The sequence below is a fragment of the Paenibacillus sp. MAHUQ-45 genome (genome assembly GCF_058133325.1).
The window spans coordinates 107,588-123,338 of sequence record NZ_JBYUPV010000005.1; the positions used below are offsets into that span (position 1 = coordinate 107,588).

A 15,751-nucleotide genomic window follows, 5' to 3' on the forward strand; every position below is an offset into this window, starting at 1 on the left:
ACGACATTATGAGAGGTGAATCTGATGAACTCCGTATCTTCTACAAGCACACCCGTCAGCACAACAGGACTGCTGCGGCCCGGCGTTCCCGCCTGGATCGCCTCCGCAGTTGCTTGCGTTTGCGCATTTATGGTTGTGATGGACAGCTCTATCGTAAATGTCGCTTTATCAGCGATGAGTAATGATCTTGGTCTCTCGGCGACGGATCAACAATGGGTTGTGGACATTTATTTGCTGGTGCTAGGTGGCTTTATGCTGCTTGCCTCCCGAGCTAGCGACATTTATGGAAGAAAAGTCATTCTGCAAACCGCTCTGGTGCTGTTCACTGGCGCAAGCTTGGTCGGCGGTTATGCTACAAATGGCGCTATGCTATTGGCTGCTCGAGCCGTTCAAGGCTTTGGAGGCGCGGCGCTGGCGACGTCCACGCTTGCTGTCATCGTTGCCTCCTATCCAAAAGGGGCCAAACAGAAACGAGCCATCTCCATGTGGGCTGCTTCTTCGTCACTTGCTTCTGCTTTTGGTGTCATTATCGGCGGTATATTAACCAGCTTCGCCAGTTGGCGCTGGGTCATGTTCGTCAATGTACCGATCGGCGTTGCACTTAGTTTTATCGTTGCGTTCAGTCTCAGACCCAAGCTGAAAGATACGAGACGTGAGAAGTTAGATGTTCCTGGCGCGGTCGCAATCACACTGGCCATCGCCGCCTTCATTTACGGAATTACGCAGAGCGTCGATCAAGGCTGGGGTTCGCCGGTAGTACTTTGGACACTTGGAGCATCGCTGTTCTTGCTTGCAATATTCATTTGGCTAGAGCAACGTTCCAAGCAGCCTCTGATTCCGCTCCAGATCTTCCGCCATCGAAATGTGCCGATCGGTATAATCATGGTACTCGGACTAGGAGCAACCTTAACAGCAAATATGTACTTTCTCTCCCTTACGTTGCAAAATATTGAAGGAAATAGCCCGTTTGCTACTGGGCTTGCCTTGTTGCCGATGGCGATTACGCTTGCGATTGCCGCTATCGTTTCTCGTCGCCTGGAGGCTGCGGGGATCCGTAAGCTGCCATTTATCGGTGGCCTACTGGCTACAGCTGGATTTGTATGGTTGCATGGGTTGCCGATTCATCCCAATTACGTTACCCAGTTGCTATTCCCAAGTCTACTCATTGGTGCCGGTCTGGGGCTGATGCTGATGACGGCTACTCATGCCGTACTAGCAGGCATTCCATCCCAAGATTCCGGCGTCGCTGCAGGGCTGCAAAATACAGCCCGTCAACTCGGCGGCGCGATCGGAATTGCAGTTCTCGTAACTATTGCGAACACAGCGGCAGGGGGACCAGCAACTACCGATGGCATAACCGCTGCATCTCAGTTAACTGGATATCACGCGGCTTTCCTGGCGAGTGGAGGAATCAGCGCTCTTTCGGCGTTTGCTTCATTATTTTTGCTGCGCCATACCGACTAGAACAGCATTTTCGTATGGGAAATATGTAATCTACTCCTGTTGATTGAATTTATAAGCGCCTGTTCTCTCATTAACTATGAGGGACAGGCGTTTTCTCTGATATTTCAAGAACGTTCTGCCCTAAACGGATAGAATTGCTATTACCGCCCGAAAATACAGGGGAAGGCAGACCCTCGAAATCGAATCGAGTCATGCTCAATGGAATGCTGTGGAAAGTAAAAACAGGCGCTCCTTGGCGTGATTTACCTGATCGATTTGGTCCTTGGAAAACCTTGTACTCTCGATTCCGTTTGTGGAGCAATGCAGACCTTTTTGAAAAGATATTTGAGTTCTAGCGATGCGGACTTGCAGGATGTCTCTCTAGACAGCACTTCCTGTAAAGCGCATCAGCACGCAGCAGGGGCTAAAAAGGGACTGGAAACGTCGAAACAAACCAAGAAATCGGGCTTTCCCGTGGTGGACGAAATACCAAAATCCACGCCGTAGTGGACGCGCTGGATCATCCGGTTCGCCTACTTACTTTTTACGGCTGGCAATATAAATGACTGTACGGTAGTTATTGAAGTCTTGTCAGGCGTAACGTTGTCCGAAAGTGCTGTTTTAGCCGATAAAGCCTATGGAACTCTGGACGTTCGAGATAGAATCTCTGCATAACAATTTGCCTGCTGTGATAGAATTGAGAGAAATTGCTTTTAGTCTATACTGGAAGGGAAATTGCTGATGAAATCTTTGTCCTATAACAGGGGTTATATGGCCGTGAGTGTTGCTCTGATCTATGTCTGCATTCAAATGCTTCCCGATGCGCCTGCAGCCCGGTGGGCGGCGATCGGAATATGTCTCTTGTATGTCGCAGGGCTAGGCGCCGTTTTTAAGCTCTCTTCGCTACGCGCCCTGTCTCTGGTGTTTGCCTTGCTATATGGTTCGGCGCTCGCTTACGGTTTTTTCTTCAAGGATCAGTTTTCCCTACTCTTAATCCTACAGGGGTTTCTTACCAGCTTTATTGCCCTTAAGCTGCCGGACTTGCTTTCTGCACTAGAAGCAGGGACTTTCCTGATGATTACCTTTGTCCTGCTCGTTTATGTTCAAGACTATACATGGGTGTCGCTACTTCGGCAGGAACTGTTTATTCATATCGGTTTGTACGCTTTGATGCGCACGGTTCGGATCAACCGGGGTCGGGATATTGAAAGGATGGAGCATGCAGAAGAACAGCGTCGTAATGCGGAGGAGCTAACTGTTGTCCACGCCGAACTTGCGCAGACGCATGACCAGCTTCGGCGGGCGCACGAGGAACTTGAGCGGGCGACGCTGCAGTCGCTGCGTTATGCGGTGCTCGAAGAACGGAGCCGGATCGCCCGGGATATTCACGACAGTATCGGGCATCGGCTGACGTCTGTCATTGTGCAGCTCCAGGCCTTGCCTTACGTGCTGAGAAACGATGAAGCTAAGTCGGCGGAAATCGTGAAAAATGTGCTAGGGGTCGCACGCAGCTGTCTGCAGGAGGTACGCACGGTCGTGCACAATATGAGCGTGGATGAGACCGGGGCAGGAGCCGTTTCGCTACGCAGTCTAGTGCAGCAGACCACATCATCATTTGATCTGGACATTACTTTGGACCTGGACGAAAGCGAAGATCAGGATGCCTGGCCACTCGATACTGCAGTCGTGCTGTACCGCTGTCTTCAGGAGGCGCTGACAAACACCATCCGCCATGCGCAAGCGAAACGGGTTGAAATTTCTATAATGCGGAGCGGAGAAGAAATAATGCTTCATTACCGCGATGACGGAGAGCTTGTATCTGGCAGTGATTTGCATGAAGGCTTCGGGCTGAACGGCATTCGCAAGCGCTGTGCGGAGGCGGGAGGACGTTGTGAGATCGGAGCGCAGGAACCACACGGTTTCGGCATGAATATTTGGCTGCCTCTGGCAGCACTGAAGGAGAAAGAAACGTATGGATAAAGCGCGTATTTTGCTGGTGGACGATCAACCGCTCGTCAGGCAGGGCTTAAAATATATTATTGAGGCACAGTCCGACATGGAGGTGGCCGGCGAAGCCGGCAACGGTCTCGATGCTGTGAAACTGGCGCAGGAGACAATGCCGCATCTCATTCTTATGGATGTGCAGATGCCAGAGTTAGACGGGATTGAAGCAACCCGGCGTATTCTGGCGCAGCAGCCGGACTGCCGGATCGTCATTCTGACAACGTTCGATACAGAAGAGTATGTTTATGAAGGGATTCGTGCGGGAGGAATCGGCTACCTTCTCAAGGACACGGAACCCGAAGAGCTGCTGATGGCCATCCGCGCCACGCTGCGAGGCGAGGTCATTTTCCGGACCGCACTTGCTGCAAAGCTGATCGGGCAGGTATTTCAGAAGCTGCAGGCAGATGCCGCTGCGAAAGTCGGCGTTGAAACATCGGAACACGGAGGAGACTTGTCTTTGATCCAGACTTTTACCAACCGTGAACTCGAGGTGCTCCAGCAAATGGCCTACGGCCTGCGAAACGAAGAAATTGCCGCAAAGCTGTTTGTCAGTGAAAGCACAGTCAAAACGCATGTCCACCGTATTCTGCAGAAATTTGACGTCCAGGATCGTACGCAGGCGGTCGTCTACGCTATCCGCAATGGAATCGTTCAGTAGGTATTTGTCATGAGCAAGGGCCGGTAAATGCCGGTTTTTTTTTTATGGATACAGGTCTAGTTAAAACAATCATTCACTCGTCTATACACCTGCAGATTGATTCTGCTCGGACAGCAGAATACACCCGCCGATGGACGCGGTGCCTCCTTAGGTCCGGTAAGATGAAGACATCCCAAATGAAACAACAACCAAGGAGGAACTCAATCAATGACAACTAGTACCTGGATTTCCATCATCGCCACTTTTGCAGTAATCGTACTCAGCACTTTCGGACGTAAATCCTTTAACGGCATTCGTCTTCTAATTCCTGTCGGCATCCTCGGATACTTCGGCGCCACGTACCTGAAGGATGTGCCGACTGGCGGCAATAACAGCTGGCTTCTTGCAGCATCTATCCTGTTCGGCGCTCTGATCGGCGCCGTGCTGATTCCCCTTGCCAGTGTCGAACGTGATAACAAAGGTAAAACGTATGTAACAACCGGTATTGCTAGCGTTGCCGTAATGGCAATTGCTTTCATTCTGCGTATTTTACTGGTCGAATGGGTAACACATCATATGGAAAAGGCTTATCTCTATTCGGTCCAGCATCATTTTGACCTAAATTTAATTGCACCGGCATTCGTCCTGATGGCTATAGCCATGGTAGTGGTTCGAATCGGCGGTGTAGTTGTTAAAGTAAAGCGAGTAAAAACCGGAGCGAAGCTCCAGGATCAGCGCGTGTTAAGCTGAGGAATGAAATCCGTTAGTATATCAGTTAGTTCCGGCACCATGTATGTATCTGTGTACTTTATATCACCGTCACTACAGTGGCAAAGCAAAAGCCCGTGCTTAACGCGGGCTTTCTTCACATCTACCCATTCTGCGCTATATTTTTGTTGAAGTAGCACTATTGAAATTAGTTTTCAGACACGCCCTAGGTTGGATGTGTTCGATTATATACAAAATGTTCATATTTAATATTTTGAATATTTAACTATAAAGAGATAGAATAGAATGATCAACTTGATTTGTTGTCGTTTATGATAGTTAGAAAAGTAGACAGCAAATACGTACTAGGAGGAAACAGGTAGTGGAAATTGGTATAAGCACCTTTGTTGAGACAACGCCTGATGTACATACCGGTAAGACAATGAGTCATGCTGAACGCATACGTGAAGTGGTGGAGGAAATCGTGCTGGCAGATCAAGTGGGACTGGATGTGTATGGTGTTGGCGAACATCATCGTCCTGATTTTGCCGCTTCAGCACCCGCAGTGATCATGGCCGCGGCTGCAGCTCTGACTTCAAAAATTCGGCTTACGAGTGCGGTAATGATTCTTTCGTCTTCTGATCCGGTGCGCGTATTTCAGGATTTTGCCACACTTGATGCAGTATCAAACGGCCGTGCAGAGATTATGGTGGGACGTGGATCGTTTATGGAATCATTCCCGCTCTTCGGATACGATGTGAAGGATTATGACGAACTCTTTGATGAGAAGCTGGATCTGTTGCTGCAAATTCAGCAATCCGAGAAAGTCACTTGGAGCGGTAAACATAGATCGGCAATAGATAATCTGGGTATCTATCCCCGTCCGGTGCAAGATCGCTTGCCGGTATGGATTGGCAGTGCGGGTAGTCCAGAGTCTGCCATTCGCGCCGGAGCCATGGGATTACCTTTTGCACTCGCTATTATTGGGAATGTTAGTCCCTCGCAATATGCGGAGCATGTTAAGCTTTATAAAGAAGCGGCTGCCAAGGCAGGCCATGACGTCTCGAATTTGCCGATTGCCACGCACTCCCATGGGTTTATTGCAGAGAGTAATGAGAAGGCGCTTGAGCAGTTTTTCCCTTCGACACATGCCCGGACGAATTTTAGAGCAGTGGAAAAAGGGCTGCCGCCATATCATCGTGCAGATTATGATGCAGCGTGTAAGTTTGACGGGGCCTTATATGTAGGCGATCCGGAGACCGTTGCGAACAAAATCATTTATCTGCGCAAGGAAGTGGGCATTACGAGATTCCTGCTACATGTCCCACATGGTACAATGCCGCATGCAGAGGTGATGGAGGCGATCAGACTGCTCGGAACCGAAGTAGCGCCTCGTGTGCGGGATGAGATCTCGCGCTGGGAACAAGAGAATCGTTAATTTACTTTTATAGGAAAAACGGCAGAGATGCCGTTTTTTTTAATTGATCGCTGAGAGAGCACACAATCGACCAGTATAACGAGAGCAGGACACGGAGAAAGTTTGATGATCGTAGATTTAAGTGAGGGATACCTACAGGGTGTCATAACCCCTGGCAAAAGTACCATCAGGATGTCACTATTGCCCTATGGATTTTGATGGTATGATAGATAACGAGGTGAATTTATAATGACTAATGAGACACCAATCGAGGAAGAGAACAACAAACAACCGGAAATGTCCGAAGAGGATTGGACTGAGCTTTTAAAGGCGGTTCATCATAACAGCCTCGTAGCATTGCGAATGAAATTCCAGGATGTTGAAGGACAAGTATTGAACATGGAAGCTTACGGTCCAGTTTTTGTGTACAATGTGAAGGATGAGTCTGGTAATGGATATTCATGCGGTTTTTTCCTGCGGGAATTGGTTGCGAGATTCCAGTCCGGTAATAAACCGGAAGTGTGGCTGGCTTCATTCTTCTATGAAATGATGAAGACTCCCGGGGGCAAGGCGCTTCCTAAACCGCCTGAGAGCGAAGATGAAGCTAAAGCAGTCATCGATAATGTGCTCGTACCGCATTGTATAGCGGCAGTCCAGGAGGAATTCGCACCCCAGCAGGTTCATGCAGGGTTGGCCTGGAGTCAGGAGCACGGACCGATGTTTGAAACCGGATTTCCGGAAATTACGGAAGGCAGCAACGTGTGTGCCATTCCACTCCATGTATTGCTAACCCATTTGCAACTGAACCGCGACCCTGCGGAACTCCTTGTTCAAGGCTTGTATCACATCCGTAAAGAACATGGCCTGGACTAAATTGAATAACCAAGGAAAGATTTCGAGAAAAACGGCAGAGATGCCGTTTTTTTGTGTTCTTGAATCACAATGAAGACTTTACCTTCTGTGAAAAATCTTTATTTAATCTTTTTATAGTGAAAATGTTTAAATATTTATTAATTTATTTTTATACTGATTTTCTTTTAACTTTCCTATTACATTCAGTTGATATAATTACGTGAATTTTTAAATGGGAGAGGGGAAAATAACTTGAAGATAAGGAATCAGCGCTGGATGGCGATCGTCCTTATGACAGCGATGGTAGTTCAATCCTTATGGTCTTTCGCAGGGACAGGCCATGCAGCAACAGGCCCGATAAATACCAATAATCTGGCGAAGAATGTGGTCATCAGCCAGTTTTATGGGGGCAAAAAAGATGATGTCCTCGATCTGTATACTAACGACTTTGTAGAATTATTTAACCCTACAGCGGAGCCGATTTCCCTTAACGGCTGGTCGATCCAATACGCTGATGATAAGAAAAATAGCTGGAAGGCAGCAATTCTAGGTACCCCAACAGCTCAAATTCCCGCGTACGGTTATTATCTTGTCGCGCTCGGTAGCAATGGGAATGTTGGAAGCCGACTACCTCAGCCCGATGCTACGGAGAGTTCTTTTAAAATAGGAAATAATAGCGGTAAGCTGGCACTCTTGAATACTACCCAAATCTTGACTTCCAATGACCCGATGAAGGACACGTTAAAAGACAAGGTCATTGATTTTGTTGGATACGATCCTGTTGTGGATGCCTCCTTGGGCAGTCCCGCGGTGCAAACTGGCAAGCAGTCCACGATACAACGACTAGTATTCGATCCGCTTGATCCGGAGAAGAGCACGACTTCAGTCGCAACTCCGAATCGGGGAAACAACTGGGATACACGTAATAATAGCAAGGACTTTGAAAAAACAAAAGATAGCAAGCCACGCAACTCGAGTAGTACAGCCGCTTATGCGATTCTGGAGAATGATCAGAATGTACAGATGAAATCAGGATCAACCGTTGATCCGGCTCATAACAAAATCACCCTCACCGCTTTTAATGGAATTGTGAAGCAGGGGCCCTGGACTTCTGAAGACTTCACCGTTACCGGACTTCCAGCGGGATTGTCTGCGACGGCTAGTGCCAGTGGTGAGCAGATCGAGATTACGATAACTGGTGATGGAACTGCACACATTGTCGCTGATTCCAATCTTGCCTTTGAAATTAACCCTGGTGCTTGGAATCAATCCAACAAACCAACTAACCCAGTGAGCGTGTACCAAAAGAACAACACCGCGACATTGGTTAAATTCACACCATCCAACAAAATTGCAGCGGTTCCAGCGTCATCTTCGATCAAAATGAGCGGTGCGAAGGATCTGAATGCACGTCTGCAGTTGAATCTTACGACAGGGGTTCCGGCCAACGGGACGCTGAACTCCAATGCTTACAGTCTGTCAGGACTTCCTTCTGGCGAATGGAAGATCGTGGTGGAGGGGCAGAGCAGTGACAACACAATTACCTTCTCCATTTCGGGGACAGCTACCACTCCTGTGATGGATACGCAACAAATCAAGGTGATTTTGAAGCCAGAGGCTATGCAAGATAGTGACTGGTTGGCTTCTGATCCGATAGTCATTTCTTTGCTTCGTTACAGCCAGCCGGTTCGTTCCGATGAGGCGCGCAAGCAGGAAGTAGAACAAAGTATTGTCGAGGATAATACCAGTTTCAATGATGCAGTGACCAAAGAATATAAATATAGCAGCAACGCGATGGGAGCTAATGAGTACACGTTCTTGCGCGGTACACATTCGCTGTTCAAAGCCGATCTTGCGTCGGGGCTGATCCCATCTCCTGCTTCGATCATTGCCGGGTGGAAAGACAAGGATATTCTAACTTACACACAAGGCGATGCGCATATTCAGAATGTGGGTACTTTTAATGACAGCACCGGTCTGATGGTGTTTAGTCTGAACGACGTGGACTCTGCCGGAATCGGAAGCTTCTATGATGACTTAATCCGTTTTGTCACGAGTACTTATGTAGTGAAATACGATAAAGACAGCTCGGGGCCCGTAAATATGCAGGATGCTGATTTCCGCGATGTCTCCAAAACCTTCCTGGATACTTATAAGGATACACTGATTGAGATTAATAACGACAACAGCAAGAAAGCAACCAAGCTGACGAGAAGCAATGTTACTGCATATACCCAAAGTGTCATGGACAAAGTCTCTAAAGTGTCTTATGCTGAGGCACTGCAAAAATTGCTGGGTAAGCGGGCGCTAAATGGAAAATTAAATGTCGATGGCAATCCAGATAAGTTTGAATTGGCCACGGCTGCTGAAGTAGCAGCAATAAAAGCGGACTGGGAAAATTATAAAGTCCAGGTCAGAGGGAACTTCCCGAAACTTAGCGATGATCAGTTTAATGCCTATTTTACAATTAAGGATATTGTACGTCGTATTCATCAAGGCATTGGCAGCATAGGGGTAGAACGTTACAATGTGCTGATCGAAGGTCCGAGTGATATCAATACGGACGATATCTTGCTTGATGTAAAAGAGCAAATGCAGGATGCTAATATCTCTAAAGATGCATATCTCAAAATTTCAGTAGATACCGATGCTTATCTGGGTGTGCTTGAAGCTACGAAGCGCTCGTTCCTGATCCGGGAAGTCTCGCCATTTAAGGGCGATTACACCGATAAGACATTCAAAAATAAAGATGAACTGGAACAATATTTAATTGATGCAGCAAAGGCTTACGCTTATGCGGATTCTCGTCTGGATAAGGTGTCCGATGAACTGAATTACAAGTTTGAAGAGCGTTTTGTAACGAATATACTGCCGGTGTGGAACGACCTGGAGAACTTTATTGTTAATGCGGCTGAGGATTATTCGCATCAAGTGGTAGCGGACTTTGCACTTGTTCAAGGCGACATGTTGGCCGGAAAATTAATTGATGTTTCCACGCTGGACAAATTGACTGTAGATACAGGCACGTTGTCTCCATCGTTCGATGCTGGAATCACCGATTACAGCTTGACTGTCGATCATTCGGTAGAATCGTTGAATATTACGGCAAAGGCTAGCGATGCAAAGGCGAGTGTGACAGCTCAAGGCGAACCATATACTAATGGAGCAGGTCACACATTGAAGTTGTCTGTTGGGAGGAATGACATTCCCTTCACTGTGACAGCACGTAATGGCTCTACCAAGACATATACTGTGACCGTGATTCGGGAAGCGGCAGAAGAAGCAAGCAGCAGTGCTGATTTGAGCGACTTGAGGTTGTCCAGTGGTACCCTGAATCCTGTGTTCGACGGTGCTTCGACTCACTATTCATCACAGGTGGACAATAAGGTATCGAGTATTACCGTAACCGCAAGCGTCTATGATAGTGCTGCTACATTCACTGTGAACGGTACTATAGGAATAAGCGGTCAAGCCAGTGGGCCTTTCAACCTGAAGGTGGGTAGAAATGAGATCACCATTGTAGTGACAGCTAAGGATGGCTCCAGCAAGACCTATATCGTGACTGTGATCAGAAAAGCTGCGGAGGAAGCAAGCAGCAACGCGGATTTGAGCAGTCTGACCTTGTCGAGCGGTACATTGAATCCAGTCTTTGCATCTGACGTAACCAGTTACGCAACTCAAGTTGATTACAACGTATCCGGCATTACGGTAACTGCGAATGTCTATGATAATGCGGCTTTGCTCACTGTGAACGGTACTCCGGTAGTCAGCGGGCATGCGAGCGGGACTATTGATCTAAAAGTTGGAAGTAACATTATTCCGATCAAAGTGACGGCACAGGATGGCACCCTTAAGACCTATACTGTGACTGTGACCCGGACTGCAGAGAACACACCGGATCCAGGAACACCGGACCCAGGAACACCAGGTCCAGGAACACCAAACCCAGGGACACCGGATCCAACAACACCAAGTCCGTCAACACCTTCGACTCCGTCAAGAGGAACAAATAACGGAAACACTCCAGTAAATTCCGGCAGCTTTGCCGTGGACGGTGGCGTACTGACCTTGAATGGAGCAACGATCAGTGTGCCGGCCGGGTCGATCGAGAGCGGAATTGAGATTACTGTATCTAAAGTAAGTCAATCCTCGAACCTATCCACCGATGACACATTGAAGCTATTGGGCGATGTATATGAGATTACGAAGAATAAAGCTGGTGATTTTGCCCAACCGATTACGATTACATTGACTTTCGACCCGTCGAAGGTGAACTTCAATAAATCAGTTGTCGGTTTGTATTGGCTGAATGAGCAGAGTAAGAAATGGGTTCAACTGGACAATCTGAAAGTGGATCAAGCTAACGGAACGGTGTCCGGAACGGTTACTCATTTTACGAAATTTGCTGTTCTGGTATCCGACAAAGCAGAACCTTCGATTCCGAAGGTGGCAAAGGATTTTGCCGATATCTACGGACATTGGGCAGAGATCAGCATTAAGGAATTGGTGTCCCTCGGTGGCCTTACCGGTTACCCTGATGATACCTTTAGACCTGACAACAAAATTACAAGAGCTGAATTCGTGACGATGATCGTTAAGACTTTTAATCTTCAGTCTGCAAATGGGCAAGAGTTTGCTGACACTAAGACACATTGGGCTCACGATGCTATTGCAACAGCGGCAGCACTAGGCATTGTTAACGGTTATAACGGAGACGTCTTCGCTCCGAATGAGTGGGTGACTCGTGAGCAGGTTGCAGCAATTGTTGTTCGAGCCGCTCAACTGGTTTCAACCGACAAGGACATCAACTTCTCTGATAGCTCCAAGATTTCCGCTTGGGCTCGTCCTGCGCTTGCAACAGCGATTGATCAAGGGCTTGTCAACGGGTATACCGACGGTACAGTGAAACCGACAGGGAACACTACCCGTGCAGAGGCAGCCACAATACTTCTGAGAGCACTTCAGTTAAAGAAATAAAGTATAGCTACAGAAGGCTGTTTTCCGGCAGGTAATACCTGTCTGGGGAACAGCCTTTTGCTTTAAATAAATGAAGTATTATACTCACGTTGAATTTTCATGGTAATATATGGTCGTTAATCTGTTTTCGAACAAAAAATTGATCCGTAGGGAGAGGGCATATGTTAGTACCACAACTATATTTGAATGGTGCTTGTTCTGAAGCTATCGAACTATATAAAAAGGCGTTTAAGTCTGAGATAGACTCAATTATGTATGACTCTGAGAAAGAACCTGAAAAATTTGTGATTCATGCGGAAATGCACATTCTTGGAACTAGGGTAATGCTTAGTGATTTTGGTGGAACTAATGAGTCATCTGTTGATTCCACTATGGAAATTGTCGCCGTATTTGAAAATGAAGAGGTTTTAAGAGAGGCATACCAAGTAATGAATGATGGCAGCAAAACAATTACCCCAATAGGCCCAATATTCTTCAGTGATTGTTTAGTCTCATTTGTTGATAAGTTTGGCGTTCGATGGTGTTTTATGGTATAAGATGAGGACCGACGATATAGAAAAGGAGTGCGTTTGTGAAGCTCTATAAAAAAATTGATTATCGGTTGAGCAAAAAGGATACACCGTTGGTCGTGACCGAACGGATCGGACAAGCTTTCCATGATGCTGCATTTGATCCCCAGGACATCAAATTTTTCGTTGACGGCTTTACGCATGGTGTGTCCGGAATCGACAGGCTGCTAAAACATAATCCAACGCTCGTTCCTTTTTGCCATACGGCTGAGACATCGCTGGGCCATGAGAAGAGACTGACCAACCTCCCCGCACGTTGGGACGGGGCCAATCCGGACGGTTGCAACGTTTCGCTTCAGATGCAAGATGTTATCGAAATTGTAAGTGGAATTCCGCGCCGCTACCGATTGAATCACGCGACTTTCGTGTTCGATCGTCTTTCGATGCTCAGTCGAAGCCCTGATTCAGCCAAAGTGGCACCGATTCCATTCGTCGCTAAGGGAGATGTTGGTTATACCAGGTTGTTTGCGCCGAGGATAACGGGATGGAGTGACTACCCGTCGCCATGCATTCGGCTTCAGAGCGATTGGAGGATTTCAGGAAGAATAAATTTTTTGGATGCGATTGTGGAGCTTGGTGATATCACGGATAGTGCTCCACAGCTGGAGCTGAATGAAAGCGAACGTCGCTTTTTGGAGACTATCGGAGAGATTTACCATGAGCGAGTATTTTGCGCTCCCTCTACTGAGGAGGAGGCTGCAGCCGTTTTTGAGAACATGATTGCAGGCGAACGGATCGTGCAATCATGCTACGAAGAGGGGAATTTGGTTGGAGTCCAATTTCCATATCAACTGAAGCCACTTAGGATTGAAGATGTCCCCTCCGAACCGTTATCGGTCAAAAAAGCGATCAACCACTTTTTTAAACAACGCGGCTTCATTTACAATACCAAATACAGCGGCAGTGGCATCTTTACAACTACAAAAGTAACCAAGCATAACCATCTCGTGAAACTCACCTTCAGCCGGGGCAAATTCGATGCCAACGTCTCGTGCGTAGGCAGCATAGAAGGTCCTCTATGGAGACATGAATTTAAACTTCCTAGCTCTGCCGATTACATGAGGCCACACGGAGTTACCCGACAAATTGACGTGGATCATCAGATCGGCAATATCGCTGCGGCTTATGATGCCGCCAAGAAGCGGATCGTCGAGGCGATCGACGACCTGTACGGTGCAGAGCCAACATGGCTAACTTATTTATAAGTCTAAAAATCCTAAATACTGATCGTTTTTTCGATATTCAAACTATAGGCTGACTATAGTTCCCTGTTAACTCCTGATTCTTCATATATATCCGTATTAACATTCAAATCAATATTTCTATATTTACCTATATCCGACTAACAGAAAACTATAAATCAACAAAACAGCGGCAGATCAGGACTTCTTATCGTCCAAGGCTGCCGCTGTTTTATTTAGCTCAGTGTAATTTTTATATTTTGCCTTACTTAATGGAAGCCTCATAAATAGCATGAATGGACTTGGACAGCAGGGCGTTGAATTCCTCGTCTGTCTGCCCGGCACCTAATCCTTCGGATAAGCCGCGAGAGAAGCTGGCGATCAATCCGTGATGACGGGCCAGTTTTTCGTTGGCTTCCGATTGGCTATAGCCGCCTGATAGAGCCACTACCCGCAGCACGTGTGGATGATCTATAAGATCCCGGTAGAAATTATCTTCTGTCGGAATGGAAAGCTTAAGCATAACCTTAACGTCTGGGTCCAGGGTAGATAAGTGTGAAGTAAGCTCTTCTTTTAACAGTTTCTCTGAAGCTTCTTTATCTGCACTGTAGATATCCACTTCGGGTTCGATAATCGGAATCAGCCCACTATCAAGGATTTGATTGGCGATAGCAAACTGCTGTTCAACTACTTGTTTGATTCCCGCGAGATTAGCTTCCTTAATCACAGAGCGCATTTTTGTTCCGAAAATATTTCGTTCGACTGCCCGCTTCAGAAGCTCGTCCAAGCCGGCAATAGGCTTCATAAGCTGAACTCCGTTTTTCGGCTCGGCAAGTCCTTTATCGATTTTTAAAAAGGGTACGATGCCTTTCTGTTCCCACAGATAATCGGCAGTATATTGTCCGTCAATGAAACGGTCCATCGTGTTCTCGAATAAGATCGCGCCCAGAATATACTGTGCATCAAAAGCCGGGCTCTTGATAATGCGCGTTCGCATCTCGTGGACTAATTCATACATTTGTTCTTCATTCGAATAGCGGTCTTCTTTAACACCATATTGCAGCAGCGCTTTCGGCGTACTTCCTCCGCTTTGGTCCAAAGCCGCGATAAATCCCTGTCCGGAGTGAATTCGATCCAGTTGCTTCGTATTCATGAATGTTCCCCTTCCCTTTCGTGGATTGTGGCAATCATGTATGCTTTTATTATAGCACTTATAATAGAAGGTATACATTTTTAGAGATACCTGGGCAGCTTGCGCGAACATTCTACTCATAAAGGAAAGATGGATCATATGAAAGTTGATTTAGGACAAGATAGCATAGAGGTTCATGTGCAGTATGGGAAAAGAAAGAAGCTTAAGATACAGATCGATTCGATTGGTCTCGTTACTGTTAAAGCGCCCAGAGCAGCAAGCGAAGAAATGATTAGCAGCGCTGTGGCACAACACGGGGCATGGATATTGGAGAAGAAACAGAACATTGCCAAAGCTATGGCAGCCCCTAAACAAAGAGAGTATAAAGAACAAGGCAAGTTTCTACATCTTGGAAAAGAGTATGACCTTCATGAACTTATAGATACAAGTGAGGGGAGTGAAGAGGAGCTTAAAACGAATCTCAAGAAGTTTTATTTTTCAAGCTGCAAGAAGATCGTTGGGGAACGAATCCAAATTTATCAGAGCCAGTTAAGAGTAAAGCCGAAGACGATTGACATCGTAGAGTCCAAAACCAAGTGGGGTAGCTGCAGCTTTGATAAAAAACTCACTTTCAATTACCGTTTGGCCATGGCCCCCCTTGAAGTAATAGATTATGTGGTCATCCATGAGCTTTGCCATCTGCTGCATATGAATCATGACCGATCTTTTTGGAGACGGGTCGGAAGTATCATGCCGGATTATAAAGAAAAGGAAGAGTACTTGGCAAGATATGGACATGCAATGACACTTTGAAAAAATCATATACAGACG

Annotated in this window: 14 protein-coding genes; 13 read left to right on the plus strand and 1 reads right to left on the minus strand. The window is 46.9% G+C overall.

What is annotated here, in order from left to right:
- Positions 1–24: 24 nt before the first annotated feature.
- The 12 genes from AC3Y23_RS13185 (at position 25) to AC3Y23_RS13240 (ending at position 13,812) form a co-directional block, all read left to right on the plus strand.
- Entirely contained in the window at positions 25–1,464 is a 1,440-nt protein-coding gene (locus AC3Y23_RS13185; RefSeq protein ID WP_379199531.1) for an MFS transporter, read from the plus strand.
- Positions 1,465–1,598: 134 nt separating this feature from the next.
- Positions 1,599–1,799, plus strand: a complete 201-nt coding sequence (locus AC3Y23_RS13190; protein ID WP_379199533.1) for a transposase — start codon at positions 1,599–1,601, stop codon at positions 1,797–1,799.
- Positions 1,702–1,950: a hypothetical protein gene (locus AC3Y23_RS13195; RefSeq protein WP_379200010.1), complete on the plus strand. Its 249-nt coding sequence runs from the start codon at positions 1,702–1,704 to the stop codon at positions 1,948–1,950. Before AC3Y23_RS13190 ends, AC3Y23_RS13195 begins: the two co-directional genes overlap by 98 nt.
- Positions 1,951–1,965: 15 nt before the next feature.
- Entirely contained in the window at positions 1,966–2,118 is a 153-nt protein-coding gene (locus AC3Y23_RS13200) for a transposase (RefSeq protein ID WP_379199985.1), read from the plus strand.
- A 75-nt stretch (positions 2,119–2,193) separates the two neighbouring features.
- A complete protein-coding gene (locus AC3Y23_RS13205; RefSeq protein WP_379199535.1) occupies positions 2,194–3,423 on the plus strand; it encodes a sensor histidine kinase in 1,230 nt (409 codons plus the stop codon).
- Positions 3,416–4,105 (plus strand): response regulator, encoded by a 690-nt coding sequence (locus AC3Y23_RS13210; RefSeq protein ID WP_379199537.1) that lies wholly within the window; start codon positions 3,416–3,418, stop codon positions 4,103–4,105. Before AC3Y23_RS13205 ends, AC3Y23_RS13210 begins: the two co-directional genes overlap by 8 nt.
- Before the next feature lie 207 nt (positions 4,106–4,312).
- Entirely contained in the window at positions 4,313–4,834 is a 522-nt protein-coding gene (locus tag AC3Y23_RS13215) for a CcdC protein domain-containing protein (protein WP_379199539.1), read from the plus strand.
- A gap of 340 nt (positions 4,835–5,174) precedes the next feature.
- The gene (locus AC3Y23_RS13220; protein ID WP_379199541.1) at positions 5,175–6,230 is read left to right on the plus strand and encodes an LLM class flavin-dependent oxidoreductase; all 1,056 of its coding nucleotides are present in this window, start codon (positions 5,175–5,177) and stop codon (positions 6,228–6,230) included.
- 228 nt (positions 6,231–6,458) lie between these two features.
- Positions 6,459–7,082, plus strand: coding sequence for a hypothetical protein (locus tag AC3Y23_RS13225; RefSeq protein ID WP_379199543.1), 624 nt, complete (start codon positions 6,459–6,461; stop codon positions 7,080–7,082).
- 231 nt (positions 7,083–7,313) lie between these two features.
- Positions 7,314–12,038, plus strand: coding sequence for a cadherin-like beta sandwich domain-containing protein (locus AC3Y23_RS13230; RefSeq protein ID WP_379199545.1), 4,725 nt, complete (start codon positions 7,314–7,316; stop codon positions 12,036–12,038).
- 161 nt (positions 12,039–12,199) lie between these two features.
- Positions 12,200–12,574 (plus strand): VOC family protein, encoded by a 375-nt coding sequence (locus AC3Y23_RS13235; protein WP_379199548.1) that lies wholly within the window; start codon positions 12,200–12,202, stop codon positions 12,572–12,574.
- Positions 12,575–12,609: 35 nt separating this feature from the next.
- A complete protein-coding gene (locus AC3Y23_RS13240) occupies positions 12,610–13,812 on the plus strand; it encodes a hypothetical protein (protein WP_379199550.1) in 1,203 nt (400 codons plus the stop codon).
- 241 nt (positions 13,813–14,053) lie between these two features.
- Here the strand turns inward: AC3Y23_RS13240 and AC3Y23_RS13245 are convergent, their stop codons facing one another.
- Complete coding sequence (locus tag AC3Y23_RS13245) at positions 14,054–14,941, minus strand: fructose bisphosphate aldolase (RefSeq protein ID WP_379199552.1); 888 nt, start codon at positions 14,939–14,941, stop codon at positions 14,054–14,056.
- A 138-nt stretch (positions 14,942–15,079) separates the two neighbouring features.
- Between AC3Y23_RS13245 and AC3Y23_RS13250 the strand changes: the two genes are divergently transcribed.
- A complete protein-coding gene (locus AC3Y23_RS13250) occupies positions 15,080–15,733 on the plus strand; it encodes a M48 family metallopeptidase (RefSeq protein ID WP_379199554.1) in 654 nt (217 codons plus the stop codon).
- The last annotated feature ends 18 nt before the right edge of the window (positions 15,734–15,751 follow it).

Coding starts and splice junctions, on each gene's coding strand:
- AC3Y23_RS13185 (WP_379199531.1), top strand. CDS start 25: ATGAACTCCGTATCTTCTACAAGCACACCCGTCAGCACAACAGGACTG.
- AC3Y23_RS13210 (WP_379199537.1), top strand. CDS start 3,416: ATGGATAAAGCGCGTATTTTGCTGGTGGACGATCAACCGCTCGTCAGG.
- AC3Y23_RS13215 (WP_379199539.1), top strand. CDS start 4,313: ATGACAACTAGTACCTGGATTTCCATCATCGCCACTTTTGCAGTAATC.
- AC3Y23_RS13225 (WP_379199543.1), top strand. CDS start 6,459: ATGACTAATGAGACACCAATCGAGGAAGAGAACAACAAACAACCGGAA.
- AC3Y23_RS13235 (WP_379199548.1), top strand. CDS start 12,200: ATGTTAGTACCACAACTATATTTGAATGGTGCTTGTTCTGAAGCTATC.
- AC3Y23_RS13245 (WP_379199552.1), bottom strand. CDS start 14,941: ATGAATACGAAGCAACTGGATCGAATTCACTCCGGACAGGGATTTATC.
- AC3Y23_RS13250 (WP_379199554.1), top strand. CDS start 15,080: ATGAAAGTTGATTTAGGACAAGATAGCATAGAGGTTCATGTGCAGTAT.